The following is a 15,150-nucleotide window of genomic DNA, read 5'->3' on the forward strand; positions in this document are numbered from 1 at the left end:
GATAGGAGAGAAAGAGGTTTTCGTCGTCATGCAGTGATTTCGCAACGGGCAGTAACGAGCCGTTCTGACCAACGCGTCCGGGCGGCTCTTGGTGTGGGCGCGTCCGTTTCGCGCTTTGTGTCGGCAGCGCATATCGCGTATCGCGCGATACGCGCCGCGCGTGCAAGGCCAGCCGCGGCGGGTCATTGTCAAGCAAGCAGTATTGGACTTCAAAAAACGACATCGGGGTGCGCGCCACGCGCTATGGGCGAGATATTCGCTGGCGCGGCATGCCTCGCGTGGCCATAACGACCTGAAGCAGACGTTCGCTATCGTGATCGCTGAATTTCCTCACTGCGAAGTTCGCCGTGCCGGCAATTCGGCGTGTCACGGCGATTCACTACAACAGGCAGTCGTCATTCGCGCGTCACCGATTAACGCGCCGACGGCTTTTGGACGAGGACGAATTTAAACTCATGAATGCCGATCGCCTTCCGGGACCCTTTCCCGACATCTCCGCAACGTGGGCTGCGCTGAAAAGCCAGTTGCCGATCACGCCGATTCGCACCGAAGAGGATTATCACCAGATGGTGCGAGTCGCCAATTCGCTGTCCGATCATCTAAGCGGCAACGACAACGATCCGCTCGCAGATCTGCACGCGATCGTGACGGAACTGGTCGGTCATTGGCAAGCGCGCAACCTGACGATTCCAAAAGCGGAGCCGCGCGAGGTCCTGCGCCATCTGCTGATCACGCATGGTCTCAAGCAGAAGGATCTGGCCGGCATCGCGTCGCCGACCGTGGTCAGCGATATTCTCGCGGGGCGCCGCGCGATCAGCAAGAAAGTCGCCAAGGCGCTCGCGGTACGGTTTCAGACCGATGTCAGCGCGTTCCTGTAGAGGCGGTGTCGCGCGGCGGACCCGTCCATGACGTGGTCCGTCGCGGCTGCTCATCTTGCGTCAACCACGGCGGCTGTCGAGCGGGCCGCCGGCGTTGGCGCTTCTATTCGCAGCGGCGTGTACGCGTTGTTGCCCGGTTGGGTATTTTTCTCGAATGGAACGCAGGCGCATTCCGGCGATCCTTCAGCGCACCGCCTTCAGTACCCGCACTTCGCATGCGCCGCAGTGCCGGCACGATGACCGACACTCCCGGATGCGATTCCCTCGATGGCATGGTCAGAACGCGTTGCGGCCAACAAAGCCCTTGAAAATCGTGATGAAGACGATCTTCATGTCGAACCAGAACGACCAGTTCTGGATATAGAAGAGATCGAACTTCACGCGCGCTTCCATCTTCTCGACCTTGGTGGTCGCGCCGCGATAGCCGTTGACCTGGGCCCAGCCGGTGATGCCGGGCTTGATGCGGTAACGGTGCATATAGCCGTATACCTGGTCCTTGTACAGATCATCGTGTTCGACCGCATGCGGACGCGGACCCACCACCGACATCTGACCGAGCAGCACGTTCAGAAACTGCGGCAGCTCGTCGAGACTCGTGCGGCGCATGAAGCTGCCGAGCTTGGTCACGCGCAAGTCGTTGCGGATCGCCTGCGTGATCTGGCCGTGCTCTTCCTGGTGCACGGTCATCGAGCGGAACTTGTAGATGCCGAACGGCTGGCCGTCGACGCCCTTGCGGATCTGCCGGAAAAACACCGGTCCCGGCGACGTGAGCTTGATGCCGATCGCGAGCACGGCGAACACCGGCGCGAGCACGATGAGCGCGAGCACGGCGAACAGGCGGTCGAACATCAGCTTGGGCCACATCTGCGGCGACGAGAATGGCGTCGCGCTCAGATTCAGCGTCGGCAAACCGACGACATCGACGATCGCATGATTGAACAGCGACAGACTGCGCACGTCGGGAATGAAGCGCAGATTCACGAAGTCGTGTCTGAAGGTGCGCGTGAAGCGGTAGATCGTGTGTTCCTCGGAAAGCGGCAACGCGAGCCACACTTCGTTCACGCGTTCATTGCGCACCTTCGTCGCGAACGCTTCCAGATCCGTCAGCACGGGTAGGCGGGTCAGACGCGCGCCATACGCGTCGTGGCCTTGCACGCTGGTGTCGAACACGCACACCGGTTTGAAGCCCGCTTGCGGCGCATGCTCGAGATGCGCGAGCAGCGTGCGTGCAAACCCCGGTGCGCCGACGATCGCGACGGTGCGCGTGTTCATGCCGCGGCGACGAACGAAGCGCAGCACCACGTGCATGATGCAGCGTGTCGCGATGATCAACGCGCCGGAGATCAGCGTCGAGTAGCCGAGCCACAGGCGCGACACCGCATCCGTGCGATGCAGCGTGAACGCGAGCAGGAGCGCGGTCGCGACCACCGTGAGCCACGCGGCGGCGATTCGCGCGAGCACCGGCGCGAGCGCCTTGCCGCGCCACGTCTCGTAGACCCCGAAGCCCGGAAACAGCAACAGAACCAGCACACACTTGAACGCGATCAGAAGACGCTCGGTATCGGCCAACGCGATCGGTGCGGAAAAGCGCATCCAGTGGGCGAGCAGACCGCCTGCAATCACGAACAGTGCGTCGAGACATCGAGCAGTAATCCTGAACATAGGCAAATCGACCCCGGTCATCGAGCCGCGTGCCGCTTATTCGACGGTCTCGGCCTGGCGCAGTCGCGGCAGCAGACGATCGAATTCGCGTTTCACGAGGCCGTAGCATTCGCACGCGCGGGCTTCGAGGCCTTTGCGGTCGAGCACCTTGATATGACCGCGGCTATGATGAATCAGGCCTTCGTCGTGCAGCTTGCCGGCCGCTTCGGTGATGCCTTCGCGGCGCACGCCGAGCATGTCGGCAATCAGCTGCTGGGTGACGTTCAGATCGTTCGACGCCACGCGGTCCACCTCGATCAGCAGCCAGCGGCACAGTTGCTTGTTGAGCGCGTGATGGCGATTGCACGCGGCGGTCTGCGCGACCTGGGTCAGAAGAGCGTGCATATACAGCAGCATCAGGCGGCGCAGAAAGTCGGACCGCGCGAACTGCTGCTTGAGCGCCTGTGCGCTCATCCGGTAGGCGAAGCCCGCGCATTGCACCTGTACGCGGTTGGGCATGGTTTCGCCGCCCGTGAGGACCGGCACGCCGGTCATGCCTTCGCGGCCGACCGCGGCGATCTCGACGGAGCTGCCGTCTTCCATCGTCGAGAGCATCGAGATGATCGCGGTGGTGGGGAAGTACACATGATGGATCCGTTGACCCGAGTCGCATAGCAGTTGCTCGGTGCGCAGATGAACCAGTTCGAGGTGGGGAGCTAGTGCCTGCCATTCGTGCGACGGCATTGCGCCCAGCAGATGGTTACCGTGCAAATCGGATTGAAGCGTCAACATGATCGGTCCTCGCATGAAAGTCGCGCCTCGCGCGACTCTCTCCGTTTATTTGATCCGATGCCCGCATCCTCGGCAGTGGGCTGCCCGGCGAGCAGCTTGGATGGCCAGCATCGGCCCCGTTTTAGGCCTGTCTGCCACCGCCTCTGTTGTTGCGCTCGTGTGCGGTGACACTCTGTTGCGTGGAGGTAGTAGCGAGGACCGTGCCAACGTTAGGGAAAACGCCTGCTGGTGCGGCGCAGCGAAGAAACCCGGAGCGCGTCGGGAGAGTAAAGGCAGCTTTTTGTTTCAGTTCTGTACACCTCTGCCGGATGGGGAATGCATCGTATGAAAGCTTTGGGTTTGGGCGAATCCCTTGATATCAAAGGCTTCACGGCCAAAAACTGGGTGCTGTCGAAGCTGTCTCAGATTTGAACCTGGCGCCGCATGCGCGTTTTGAAGCGCTCCTCGTGAAGTGCCGGAAATGATTCAGAAGTGGTAAATGGAGTGCGTGCGCTGTCGCACGTAAGGCCTTTCAGAACAGGCATCAGTCGCGTTCGAGCCAACAGTGAGCGAGCCGGGCAGACAGTTCGAGACCTGCGAAGCGAGCTTTGGGGCGCTTCGCGTACGTGCGACTAGTTCGGAATGACCACTAGCCGTAGAAGATGGCGGATAGCGCATTGATCGCGCGGACTTCCCCCTGGGGTGCCCCGCATGTTTCATCCACTTTAAAGGCCGCGTTTGATGCAGGTGCAACGAGTTCTTGCGGCGACGCCGCGAAGGTGGTCGGCAGCAGCGGTTCGAGCGCATGCAGCGGCACGATACAGCGCCGGTTCGGCGCGAGATGGAACCAGTCGCGCATCGCGCGATAACGAGGGTCAATGATATGAACGAAGCGCGCAAAGCGCTTAGTTTCGATCGCAAGCTGCCAGCCGCTGCCGTCGCCACGACGTTCGACCTCGACGGTCATACCGAGGTCATCACGCGCGGGCACGCTACGCTCGGGCAGATGAAACGCTTCGGACACGATCTCGCCACTCGCGGCATCGTAGAGCGTTGCAATCGTGACATCGTGCGCGCGTGGGCCGAAGCGGTACACATGCGTGAAATCGAAGAACTGGCCCAGATGCGCGGCCGCACTGATGCGTTGCAGGCTGCGCGAGGCAAGCGTCAGCGCGCGTCGCGCGGACGTGACCTTCACGCTGCCGTCGCGCAGACAGACCAGTTCGAGTTCGCCGCAAAACGTTTGCGCGCGCTCGTTGATCAGATGAATATCGAGGCCGTTCAGGCCTTCGTCGGTGAGCGTGATCTGCAATGGCTGCAGTGTCTGCGCGAAGCCGTGCAGCGCGCTTTTCGGCCGTCCCGTGGCGTCGATCACGCCCCAGCCCGCGCCCGCGCGCAGATCCTGCAACTGCCACACGAGGCCGCCGCCGCACGACGAGCCCGCGCGCCGCCACTCGGCGAACACGTCGCCGATCAGCTCGGCAACCACCGCGCGCGACAGATCGAGATAACGCGCCGCATCTTCATAGCGCAAGCGCGCCGGCTCGACGCCGTAAAGCGCCTGCAAATAATGATCGCGCACGTCGTCGAAATCCCAGCCTGCGCCAGGATCGCGCGGCACGGCGGCTTTCCAGCGCGGATCGTGCGTGTGGATCGTGCCGAGCGCGTCGTGCAGCGTCGCCTCGTCGGGGACGTTGGCGAATGCCAGGCATTCGGCCGCGAAGCGCACCTGCGCGCGGCGCACGTCGGCGAGCGGGCGCTGATACGCGCCGACGCCGTAGTAGTGCGTGACACCCTCGTTAGTCGAGAACGGCCACGCGCCGCCCGATGGCGAATTGCTGACATAGGGCACGTCCTCACGTTCGCGCGCGACGAGCGCGGGCAGCAGCTCGGTAAACAACGCTTGCGCGCGCTGCGCCGCGGGCAGTCCGAACATCGCCGCCTGCTGGTCGACCTCGCTGCCGCCGCACAGCACCGCGAGCGAGGCAAAGCGACGCGTGCGGCTCAGGAACTGGCTCGCTTCGCGCTCGATCAATGCGCTGAACGCGGCATCGTTCGGGTAGTCGAAATTCGCCAGCGCGAAGTCCTGCCAGATCAGCAGGCCGTACTCGTCGGCGAGCGCATAAAACAGATCGGACTCATAGAGCATCGTGCCGCCGACGCGCAGCATGTTCATGCCAGCGGCGCGCGCGAGCTCGAACGTGTGGCGCAATTGCGTTTCGGTGCCTGCTAGCGTGACGAGATCGGCGCTGGTCCAGCACGCGCCGCGACAGAATACGGGCACTTCATTCACGCGCAGGGCGAAACCCGCAGCATCGGCGCCGCGGTCCACTTCGATACGACGAAAGCCGATCGAGCCCAGAGACTGAGAGATCACGTTGCCGTCGACGAGCTGCAACGTCAGAGGATATAAAGTGGGCTCTCCATGCGTATGCGGCCACCAGCGTTTCGCGTGGGGCACGCGCACGTCGCCGGTGAGTGTATATGCATCGTGCCATTGCAAAGACGAAACATGGTCGGCGCAAGAAAGTGTCGCGCGGCAGGCCGCGATGTCGTGGGGGCGTACGAAACGTAAAGTCAACGAAACTACCCCATCCTCTTGCTCGAGCCGGCTGGTCAGATCAATCGTGTCGAATGCGTGCGGCGCGTCGCCGAGCATTTCGATCGGACGCCACGGGCCGACCGTCTGAATCGACGGACACCAGCCGGGCATATGGCCGAGCAGCGTGGTGCGCACGCTGCGAAGCGTCGGCGGCGACACGAGCCGCGGCCGCCAGCGCGCACGCGAGCGTTTGGCCGCCAACGCTGGCGTCAGTGAGCGAAAGCACAGCACGAGCGTCGCGCGGCCCTCCAGTTCGATATCCAGATCATGGGCGATGAACATCGATGCGGAATCGAGCCGCTTCACATCGTCGAGCCACACTTGCGCGAGCGTCGCGAGTCCATGAAAACGCAAGCGGCGCCGCCCCGTACCGATCAGCGTGACGCGATACCAGTGATCGTCGAATGCGAGCGGTGGCGGGCGATCGACATCGAGCAGACCGGCGGCGAGCCGCGCGCTCGCGACGGTGCCGGGCACCTGTGCGGCGAGCCAGCCTTGCGCGGGCAGATCGGCCGGCGACGCATAGGCGTGCGGCGGGGTGCTCAGACAGGCCCAGCCGGTGTCGAGCCGTTGCGGCCATAGCGAGGGCGCGGCGCGGGCAGTGCCTGCATCATGCGCTTGCGCGATCGCGCCGGTCGCGCGCGCACGGCCAGCATCGCCCTCGTCAGCGGGCGGATCGAGTGTCGATACATCCACGGTCAATTCCCGGAAAAACCGCGCGGCACGAAGTGCGCGCAACCACGCATCACCGTATTAGCGCACCAGAGCGGCCAGCGGTGGCAGCGTTTTTTCATAAGCGCTTTCAAGCACGTCGAAGCAGTCTTCGCAGGTATCGCGACGGCCGCGCGCGATCGCGCGAATGAGCCGGAACTGCATCACCATCGACTCCGACGCGATGCGTTGCGCAGCGGCCGGTATCGTCGGCGGGATCTCGAAGCCTTGCGCGGACAGCCACTGCAGATACTTCGACAGGAACTCGAAGTTCGCGCCGAGCTGCCGCATCAGATTGAACGAGTACAGATGGAAATACGCCTCGTCGCGCTCGAACAGCGTATCGAGATGCGCGGGAAACGCGGCACGCCATTGCGAAATCGGATTGGTCAACGGACGCCGTTCCAGATGCGCGCACAGCAGTTCCGCCGACGCCTCCGCGAGCGCGGTGCCTTCGAGCGCGGGCCGCGCCTGCTTGGCGAACTCGACGTAGGGAAACAGCAGATCGGGCTGCGCGGCGAAATGCGGCAGCTTGCGAAACACGCCGTCGTAGTCGTCGCCCTCGAGCCGGTGGTAGCCGGTGTTGTGGAAATAGCCGAGGCGGCGCGCGGCGGTGTCGACGAAGTCGATGCCGATCGTGGTCTTCGGATGCTCGCGGCGATACGAGGTCGCGCGCGTATCGGGGAGGTAGTAGCCGTCGACCTCGACGAGCACGGTGTGGCCGCGCAGCGTCTGCGCGAGCACGCGTTCTTCGAGCGAGTCGTAGATCGCGAGCTCCTGCACCTGGGTGCCATACAGACGTTCGAGATCGTCGAGCGGAAACTTGAAGAACGTGAACTGATCGCCTTCGAAATCCTGCGTGACCGTGAACGCGAGCGCCGCGCGCGGATCGAGCCCGAAGCCGTGCAGCAGCTCGATCCACAGATCGACATAGCAGTTGGTCTCCTGCCACACGCGTTCGCCCTGATGCAGCGCGTGCGCTACGTGCTCGCGCAACTGCGTGCCGGCACCGGGCACCGCGTGGGTCTGCTGATGCGTCGGCGGATCGCCTGCGCGTCGCGGCAACGACGAGTTGGCGAGCGCGCCGGCAAGCGCCGAAGTCGGCGATGGATTCATGCGAGCTCCCCGGCGACGGTCGCCGTTGGCGTCGCCTGCGCCGCCTGCAGCGCATCCGCGACGCGGGTCTCGGTATCGCCCCACAGCAGCGCGCGCACGTCGTCGGGCCACGCGTCGACGTCGAGCCCATGATGACGGAACAGCGCGAGCGTGATGCGTTCCATGCCGAAGCCGACACAGCCCGTATGCGCGGTCGCGCCGTCTTCGCAGGCGATCTTCCAGATCGCGCCGAAGTGGTCCATGTGATAGTTGAACGACAGGCAGGCCGTCTTGCCGCGCGGATCGGCGAGCGCGATCAGCAACTCGAACTTGAGCGCTTGCGCGCGCTGACTATCGGCGACGATCTTGCCGCCGCGGCCGAAGAACGGATCGTTCGCGAGATCGACTTCGACCGGCAAGCCTAGCAGCTTCACAAGCAGCGAGCCGCGCTCGATCCACATCTGCCGGAACGCCATCACCTGCTCGGGGTTGCCGAGACGCACGTATTCCCGTTGACGGAACATCTGCATGCGGCCCGGATCGAGCGACGGCTCATGACGGAAGCAGTACGACAGCACGTCGACGGTGCGGCCGTCGGCGGGCAGTGCGCCGCGCCGCGCCATCACCGGATAGATCGGATAGCAGGCGGCCGGCGTCAGCACGACGCGCGTCGGTTTCTGTTGCGCGAGCCACGCGTCGCCGCGGTCGTCGTCGCTGTCGGCCTTCGCATCGTCGAGCGCGCGCAGCAGACGGTGGTGGCCCATGTCGTCGCCGCAAAACGAATGGATGGTGCCCGCGAGATTCGGAAAGCTCTTCAGGTATTCGCTATCCTCGAAGTCGGTGCGGCGCATCGCGGGCGGAAAACGCAATACTTCGGCTTGCTGATCTTTACCCAGCTGCGTAATCGCGAGGTTCAGTCGCTCGATCACGTCCTCGAAAACCTGGCTGCGGCCATACAGTCCGTTTTCACCGGTGTCGATCAGCAGGCCGGCGGCCAGCATCTCGTCGCGCAGCGTGAGCGAAGGCCCCACGGCCGCCGCGGCGATAGCGGCGGTATCGGTCATCAGCTTCATTCAGGGTCTCCCCGGCGCGGCAGGACGTTGCGCGAGCAGCAGACTCGCGGTGTTCTGCGCGATACGGTCGTTATTGATCATCAAGGGCGCCGAGTGCAGGTCGCGCAGATGGCGGCCGACGCTATAGGGCGTGCCGTTCTTGTAGCCCGCCATGCCGCAGATCATCAGCACTTCCTGTACGACCTGCAGCGCGGTGGTCGAAATGCTGGTCTTCAGCGTGTTCATGTCCGACGCGAAACCGAGCATCGCCGCGAGCGGGGCGTCCGCCTGGGTCGCGCCCTCGCGTGCCTGATGCGCGGCGCGCGCGGCCTCCAGCGCGACCGATAGACGCGCCTGCATCATCTGCAGCAGCCCGACCGCTTCGGCGAGCCGCAGGCCCGCCGGCGGCATCGTGCCGGGCTTCGCGCGCGCCTGCGCGCGGAAGAACGCTTTCGCGCGATTGACCGCGTCGACGGCGATGCCGGTCCATACCGACGCCCACAGCGTGTGCGACACGGGCAGCATGGTCTGATCGGCGATGTCGGCGAACGGCGTCGCGAGGATCTGTTCGGCCAGTCCCGTCGCGACGAGCCGGAAGCCCTCGCTGCAGGTGCCGCGCATGCCCATCGCGTCCCAGCCGCCGCGCCGCTCGAGCTGCGTATCGGCGCGCAGCGCGACGATCAGCACCTGGTCGGACGCGGCCGCGTCGGCGATGCGCCGCGCGGTCACGAGGATGCCGTCGGCGTGCGCGCCGTACGAGATCGTCGGGGCGAGCTTTTCGATCCGAAAACGCGCGCCATCGAGCTCCACCGAGCACGCGCTCGTGCGCATGTTGCCGCCGATCGTCTCTTCCGACGTCGCCGACGCGAGCAGCCATTGCTGCTCGGCCAGTTGTGCAAGCAGGCTCGCTTGCCAGGCGGAGGCGCCGCGATGAGAGTCGATGCACGCGACCTGGATCTGATGCATCGCATAGATCATGGCGGTCGATGCGCAGCCCTGCGCGAGCGTTTCGCAGATCGCACCGATATCGGCAAGCGACAGGCCCGCGCCGCCGAAAGCGGTCGGCACCATCGCCGACAGCAAACGCTCGGCCTTGAGCGCGTCGAACGCCTCGACCGGAAAGCGCGCCTCGCGGTCCACGGCGTCCGCGTACTGCGCGGCGATCGCCGCGCAACGATGCGCTGCAGCACGCCATTCGGGACCGGTATCGAGCGCGCTCAGCGCCCCGGTGGCAGCGCCCTGGCCAGCGCCGGTCCGGGCGTCGGTAGTCGAGTTCGAGGCCGCCCCGCAGGCCGCTGCGGCGGCCTGACCCAGCAGCGGCGCACTCATGCTGCCGCCTTGGCCTGCTGCAACTCCGTCATCGCGGCGGCCATCGAGTCGATGCTCGAGAACAGACGGCGCGTCAGCATACGGTCAGGAATTTCGACGTTGAATTCGTCTTCCATGGCAAGCATCAGATGCACGGTCGCGAGCGATGAGAGTCCGGCAGCATAGAGGTCGGCGTCGTCGGCGAGGCTTTCCAGCGGGACATCCAGGCGTGCGGATTCGGACAGGATGCGTCTCAATGCAGTTTTCATGCAGTGCTCCCTTATGGTCAAAGGTCTGCCGATGGGTACCGAGGTCGAATGACGTCGGCACCTGATTTTCGTGTGTAGTTTCGTGCGGTGCGAAGACCGCGGCGTGCGTTCGCGGTGGTGCAGTGCAGTGTTGCAGGCGGGCCTGCATGAAGCCATCTGCGCTACCGGGCGAACGTGGCAAGGCTGCGCTTCGTTGGCTCGTATTTAAGGATCGTCAACCCCGAGCGTCAGTGCGATGGCGCACGGAAGCACATCTTTAGCGCACGTTACCGTGTAGTCGATGATGAGGGACCGTCATGGATCGGCCTGCCGTCGCGCACGGCAGGCATCGCCGGACCCGCCGAAAATTTTGACAGCCGGGGGCGTGATGAATTGGAAAACGCTGGAGTTCGATCAGCTATCTGCACGTGAGTTGTATGTCGTGCTGCGTGCGCGCAGTGCGGTATTCGTCGTCGAGCAGTCGCATGTGTGCCTCGACGCGGACGGTCGCGACGAGCAGGCCTTGCATGTGTTCGCGGTCGAAGACATGGCGCGGCCGATGCCGGTGCTCGCCTATGCGCGGGTGCAGCCCGGCGACTCCGAAGATCCGGAAGTGACGATCGACAAGGTGCTGACGAGTCCGCTGCGGCGCGGCGACGGCACCGCCGAGATGCTGATCGAGCGTGTGCTCGAAGCGGTCGCCCAACGCTGGCCGGGCCGCGCCACGCGCGTGAGCGCACCGCTTGGCTTGCGCGGGTTCTACGAGCAGTTCGGCTTTCGCAAGACGGAGGGACCGTACCTCGAACACGGTATGCCGTTCATCGGTCTCACGCGTCAGGTGCGCGGCGCTCAGGCGCGCTTCGGTCCGAGGCGCCGCGAGCGCGACGGCGCATCGTTCGTCAATACGTTCGAACTGTTGTGATGCCGCGTCGGCTGGGTACGTGTTTTCAGCCTTGGCATTCAGGTCCACCGACCGTGAACGAGCGGTGGACCGGCGTCATTGATTGCGCGCGCCGGGACTCAGCCTCGTGCCCGTCCGGACGACGGCGCGCAACGCAGCCAGAGCCTGTACAGCGCGTCGCGCAACTCGCTCGACCCGCGCAGCGACATACCGAAGTTCGCCGCGCTCAACGCGAGCGCGACGACGATCGCCAACAGCAACGCGCTGATCGAATCCGCGAGCGCGAGCGCGACGAGCAGAAACGCGAGATGCGCGAGCATGTTGCGCACGATCGTCCATGCATGCAGCCGTGAGAACGCAAGCAACACCGAGTAATCGAGCAGCACCTTCAGCACGACGACGACCGCCGCGCCCATGATGCCGAACCAGTGGATGCCGCACCATAACGCGCCGGTAAAGAACGGCAACTGAAGCCAACTGACGCTCGCCACTGCCACGGGATGGGTCTGCGCCTGCAACAGGCTGCCGAGGATGCTCGACTGGCCGCTCAGCCACACGCCGAGGATCAGCACGCTCGCGACCGGCGCCGCGGCGGCGAGCTGCGGTCCGAGCCACAGCAGCAAAAACGGCTTCAGCGCGAACAGCGCGATGATCACGCATGGCGTAAATGCTCCATTGAGAAACGCGAGCGCGTTGTGCGCGAGCGCATCCGCATCCTCGCGCGACGCCGCCGACAGTCGCGGAAACAGGGTGCGCACCATCGCGAGCGGCAGCAGGTTCAATCGATTGATCAGGTTTTGCGGCGTCGCGTAGTAAGTGACGAAGCGCGCGCCGAGCAGTCCGCCGATGAACACGCGGTCGAGCGTCGACGCGATCATGTTGGCGCCGGAAAACATCAGCAGCCAGCGGCCGTTGCGGAACAGCCCGATCATCAGGCGCCATTGCGGCATCTGCATACGGCGAATGCCGAGCGCGCGAATGGCGGCCACGCCCAGCATCAGGCCGCCGACGAAACGCGCGATCACGGCGGCTGGAATCGCGATCGCCAGTGACGGCGAAAAGCAGAGGACCGCCGCGATCGGCAGCAACTGGAACAGCGCGGTGCCGAGCGTCTGGTTGATGTTGTAGCTCGTGAAGCACTCGACGCCGGTAATCGCGCCCGCGAACACCCAGGTCACGTTCGCGATCGGCACAGCGACCGCGATCCACGGCAGGCTCGCCATCACTTCATGCTGGAACGTCGGCTCGATTTTCACGCCGTAGGTGATGTAGACAATGGCTCCGGCATAAATCAGCGCGCCGCCGATGATGCCGGTACCGAGATTCATGAACCACGCACTCCAGAAGATCGGTTCGATCGAATCGTCGCTGGCCGCGCGAGCCTTGGCGATCTGGTTTTCGGTCGCCAGACTGGTGCCCAGATCGAGGACGCTGAAGTAGCCGATCAGCGCCCACACCAGATTGATCACCCCGTAACGCTCGGCGCCCAGCAGATGAATGTAGGTGGGCACGGTCACGAGGGAAACGAAGGTCGGCGCGACGGCGCCGGCAAGGTTGATGAAGATGTTCCTGACGATGCTTCGTTCCATGTTCCATTGCCGGGCCGGTGAGAAGGGCCGCGCGGACATACGCGGCGGCATCAACGCGTCGCAGGTCTTGCATCTTGCCCCCGGGCGCCGCGTGACTGTGTGGGTGGCCGTACAGATAGCCGCGATCGGGAGGGGGTTAAATGGCAAAGCTCATAGGGTAGCGCAGTGGTTGGCCACGAGCCGGCCGCGCGCACCGCATTGCGGAGCATTCCTAAGCGCGCCCGCGCCGTCTCCATCACGTAATGCTCGCGGCACGCTGCACGCAGCCGCCGGCATCGACCACAGCGCATGACCGACGCGATCCGCCGCGCGTCGGTCCACACGCGGGGCATGCTGCACTGCACTGCACAGCACGCTCATCGACACACGCCAGCGCAGCGCGATTCGGAACCCAAACTTAATGTGGCGCGACGCACATATGCGCGAGAGCACCTTTGTTGTAATCATTTGAAAAGGAAGAGTAAGGAGCGGACCGTGAGACCCATCGTCTTCGACGGCAAATTCGGCTGGTTGCATCCAGCCAACGGCCCGGATGGCGTTGTGATGTGTTCCCCGTTTGGCTACGACACGCTGTGCACGTATCGCGGCATGCGCCGGCTCGCCGAGCGCCTCGCCGCGCGCGGCATGCCGGTGCTGCGCTTCGACTACCCGGCGACCGGCGATTCAGCCGGCGACCCGACCGACGCCGGCCTGTGGCGCGCATGGATCGACAGCGTGAAGCAGGCGGTCGCGCAACTGCGCGAGGCGACCGGCGTCGAGCGTGTCAGCGTGTGCGGTCTGCGTCTCGGCGGCATGCTGGCCGCGCTTGCCGCGCAGGAACTTGGGGATGTGCACGGTCTCGTGCTGATGTCGCCGGTGCTGTCGGGCAAGACTTACCAGCGCGAATTGCGCGCGCATTACCGGCAGTGGTTGAACGATCCGGCCGCGATGGATTGCGTGGTCGAGCCCGATACCGACGAGTTCGTCGAAGCGTATGGCTTTCGCATGTATCGCGACACGCTGCAAAGCCTGCACGCGGCGGATCTGTATCGCGCGACGAGCCGGCCGGCCGCGCGCGTGCTGCTGCTCGATTCACTGAACCCGGCTCGCGCCGGTGCGCTCGCCGCGCATTACAGCGAACATGGCGTCGAGCTCGAGCGTCACCCGTTCGACGAATACAGCCGCTTCATGATGGAACCGCTCGAAAGCGAAATACCGCACGCCGCGTTCGAGACCATCGAGAACTGGCTGCTGGCGGGGAGCGCGCAAACGGCCCAAACGACCCAAACGGTGGCGCGCGTGCCCGAGCGAGGCGAAGAGCCGGCGGGCGGCCACTATGTCGCGCCGAGGCTGCACGAGACGCCGGTGTGGCTGAACGAGGGCAAGGTGTTCGGCATCTACTGCCGGCCCGACGGCGCCGCGGCGGCGCGCGCCCCGGCGGTGCTGCTGCTCAATACCGGCGCGGTGTCGCGGATCGGCAATGGGCGTTTCGGCGTACATTTCGCGCGGCGTCTCGCACGCCAGGGGATCGCGTCGCTGCGCATCGACGTCCGTGGTGTCGGCGACAGCATGCCGTCGTGCGACACGTTGAGCCTCGACGCGCTGTACTCTCAGTCGAGTGTCGGCGACGCCGCGTACGCGTCGCGCTGGCTTGCCGCGCGCGGTCATGCGGGCGCGCTGCTGCTCGGCATCTGCTCGGGAGCCTACGCCGGCCTGCATGCGGCGATGCGCGAAGCGGCGGTGGTGGGCGCGGTGATCGTCAACGTGCAGAAGTTCAGATGGCGTAACGTCTGCGACGAACACGGCAAGCCGATGATCCCGGTGTCCGCGTTCGGCTCGACGCGCAACTACCTGCGCTCGATGAAGCAGCCGGGCAAATGGCTGCGCGTGCTCAAGGGCGAGACGGGCGGCTGGGGCCTCGTGCGCGAGCTGGTGGTACGCCAGCTCGCGCGGACCGGCGAAACGCTGGCCGACCGGATCGAGCAACTGTGTGGCCTCGAATTCGGCGCGCGTGACGAGCGGCATCTGTTCGCGAACCTAGAGGCACGGGGCGTCGACACGCACCTGGTGTTCGGTGTGCTGGACGAAGGCGTCGAGGAGCTCGAGCGCTACTTCGGCGTGCGCGGCACGCGGCTCGCGCGCTTCACGCGCATTCACGTGGCCTTCTGCAAGCACACCGATCACGCGATCCTGTCGTCGGTGGCGCAGGAAAACATCATGTCGTACGTCGAGAACGTCTATCGCGGCGGCTTCACGAAGCTGCGTCAGCCCGACAGCGCGGCGCTCGACGGCGAGCTGCACAGGCAGCACCCGGAGCACGATGAACATCGCGCCGCGGGGGCGTTGCGTCCGTTCGGAGAAGCATAGGGAGCACG

Annotated in this window: 11 protein-coding genes; 3 read left to right on the plus strand and 8 right to left on the minus strand. The window is 64.9% G+C overall.

Going from position 1 to position 15,150, the window contains the following annotated elements:
- Positions 1 to 455: 455 nt before the first annotated feature.
- Positions 456 to 878: a helix-turn-helix domain-containing protein gene (locus OKW27_RS36535; RefSeq protein ID WP_026225425.1), complete on the plus strand. Its 423-nt coding sequence runs from the start codon at positions 456 to 458 to the stop codon at positions 876 to 878.
- A 276-nt stretch (positions 879 to 1,154) separates the two neighbouring features.
- Here OKW27_RS36535 and OKW27_RS36540 read toward each other — a convergent pair whose 3' ends face one another.
- The 7 genes from OKW27_RS36540 to OKW27_RS36570 form a co-directional block, all read right to left on the minus strand.
- Positions 1,155 to 2,540 (minus strand): undecaprenyl-phosphate glucose phosphotransferase, encoded by a 1,386-nt coding sequence (locus OKW27_RS36540; RefSeq protein WP_429336313.1) that lies wholly within the window; start codon positions 2,538 to 2,540, stop codon positions 1,155 to 1,157.
- A 36-nt stretch (positions 2,541 to 2,576) separates the two neighbouring features.
- Entirely contained in the window at positions 2,577 to 3,311 is a 735-nt protein-coding gene (locus OKW27_RS36545; RefSeq protein WP_090804319.1) for a Crp/Fnr family transcriptional regulator, read from the minus strand.
- 628 nt (positions 3,312 to 3,939) lie between these two features.
- Positions 3,940 to 6,630 (minus strand): glycosyl hydrolase 2 galactose-binding domain-containing protein, encoded by a 2,691-nt coding sequence (locus tag OKW27_RS36550; RefSeq protein WP_429336314.1) that lies wholly within the window; start codon positions 6,628 to 6,630, stop codon positions 3,940 to 3,942.
- A gap of 15 nt (positions 6,631 to 6,645) precedes the next feature.
- Positions 6,646 to 7,719 carry a DUF1839 family protein gene (locus tag OKW27_RS36555; protein ID WP_429336315.1) on the minus strand — a complete coding sequence of 358 codons (1,074 nt, stop codon included), beginning with the start codon at positions 7,717 to 7,719 and terminating at the stop codon, positions 6,646 to 6,648.
- The gene (locus tag OKW27_RS36560; protein WP_429336316.1) at positions 7,716 to 8,771 is read right to left on the minus strand and encodes an amino acid--[acyl-carrier-protein] ligase; all 1,056 of its coding nucleotides are present in this window, start codon (positions 8,769 to 8,771) and stop codon (positions 7,716 to 7,718) included. The genes OKW27_RS36555 and OKW27_RS36560 overlap by 4 nt, the downstream gene beginning before the upstream one ends.
- Positions 8,772 to 10,079 carry an acyl-CoA dehydrogenase family protein gene (locus OKW27_RS36565; RefSeq protein WP_429336317.1) on the minus strand — a complete coding sequence of 436 codons (1,308 nt, stop codon included), beginning with the start codon at positions 10,077 to 10,079 and terminating at the stop codon, positions 8,772 to 8,774. It abuts the gene before it with no gap.
- A complete protein-coding gene (locus OKW27_RS36570) occupies positions 10,076 to 10,327 on the minus strand; it encodes an acyl carrier protein (protein WP_090804328.1) in 252 nt (83 codons plus the stop codon). The genes OKW27_RS36565 and OKW27_RS36570 overlap by 4 nt, the downstream gene beginning before the upstream one ends.
- Before the next feature lie 367 nt (positions 10,328 to 10,694).
- Between OKW27_RS36570 and OKW27_RS36575 the strand changes: the two genes are divergently transcribed.
- The gene (locus OKW27_RS36575; protein WP_429336318.1) at positions 10,695 to 11,228 is read left to right on the plus strand and encodes a GNAT family N-acetyltransferase; all 534 of its coding nucleotides are present in this window, start codon (positions 10,695 to 10,697) and stop codon (positions 11,226 to 11,228) included.
- Positions 11,229 to 11,326: 98 nt separating this feature from the next.
- Here OKW27_RS36575 and OKW27_RS36580 read toward each other — a convergent pair whose 3' ends face one another.
- Positions 11,327 to 12,796: an oligosaccharide flippase family protein gene (locus OKW27_RS36580; RefSeq protein WP_429336319.1), complete on the minus strand. Its 1,470-nt coding sequence runs from the start codon at positions 12,794 to 12,796 to the stop codon at positions 11,327 to 11,329.
- Between the two features lie 474 nt (positions 12,797 to 13,270).
- On the opposite strand from OKW27_RS36580, the gene OKW27_RS36585 reads away from it, so the two are divergent.
- Positions 13,271 to 15,142, plus strand: coding sequence for an alpha/beta fold hydrolase (locus tag OKW27_RS36585; RefSeq protein WP_429336320.1), 1,872 nt, complete (start codon positions 13,271 to 13,273; stop codon positions 15,140 to 15,142).
- The last annotated feature ends 8 nt before the right edge of the window (positions 15,143 to 15,150 follow it).

Source organism: Paraburkholderia sp. 35.1 (assembly GCF_050436525.1).
Taxonomy (GTDB): domain Bacteria; phylum Pseudomonadota; class Gammaproteobacteria; order Burkholderiales; family Burkholderiaceae; genus Paraburkholderia; species Paraburkholderia tuberum.

Bases quoted from the DNA above. Each gene is read 5' to 3' on its own strand.
- OKW27_RS36535 (WP_026225425.1), top strand. From the start codon at position 456: ATGAATGCCGATCGCCTTCCGGGACCCTTTCCCGACATCTCCGCAACG.
- OKW27_RS36540 (WP_429336313.1), bottom strand. From the start codon at position 2,540: ATGTTCAGGATTACTGCTCGATGTCTCGACGCACTGTTCGTGATTGCA.
- OKW27_RS36545 (WP_090804319.1), bottom strand. From the start codon at position 3,311: ATGTTGACGCTTCAATCCGATTTGCACGGTAACCATCTGCTGGGCGCA.
- OKW27_RS36555 (WP_429336315.1), bottom strand. From the start codon at position 7,719: ATGAATCCATCGCCGACTTCGGCGCTTGCCGGCGCGCTCGCCAACTCG.
- OKW27_RS36560 (WP_429336316.1), bottom strand. From the start codon at position 8,771: ATGAAGCTGATGACCGATACCGCCGCTATCGCCGCGGCGGCCGTGGGG.
- OKW27_RS36565 (WP_429336317.1), bottom strand. From the start codon at position 10,079: ATGAGTGCGCCGCTGCTGGGTCAGGCCGCCGCAGCGGCCTGCGGGGCG.
- OKW27_RS36570 (WP_090804328.1), bottom strand. From the start codon at position 10,327: ATGAAAACTGCATTGAGACGCATCCTGTCCGAATCCGCACGCCTGGAT.
- OKW27_RS36575 (WP_429336318.1), top strand. From the start codon at position 10,695: ATGAATTGGAAAACGCTGGAGTTCGATCAGCTATCTGCACGTGAGTTG.
- OKW27_RS36580 (WP_429336319.1), bottom strand. From the start codon at position 12,796: ATGGAACGAAGCATCGTCAGGAACATCTTCATCAACCTTGCCGGCGCC.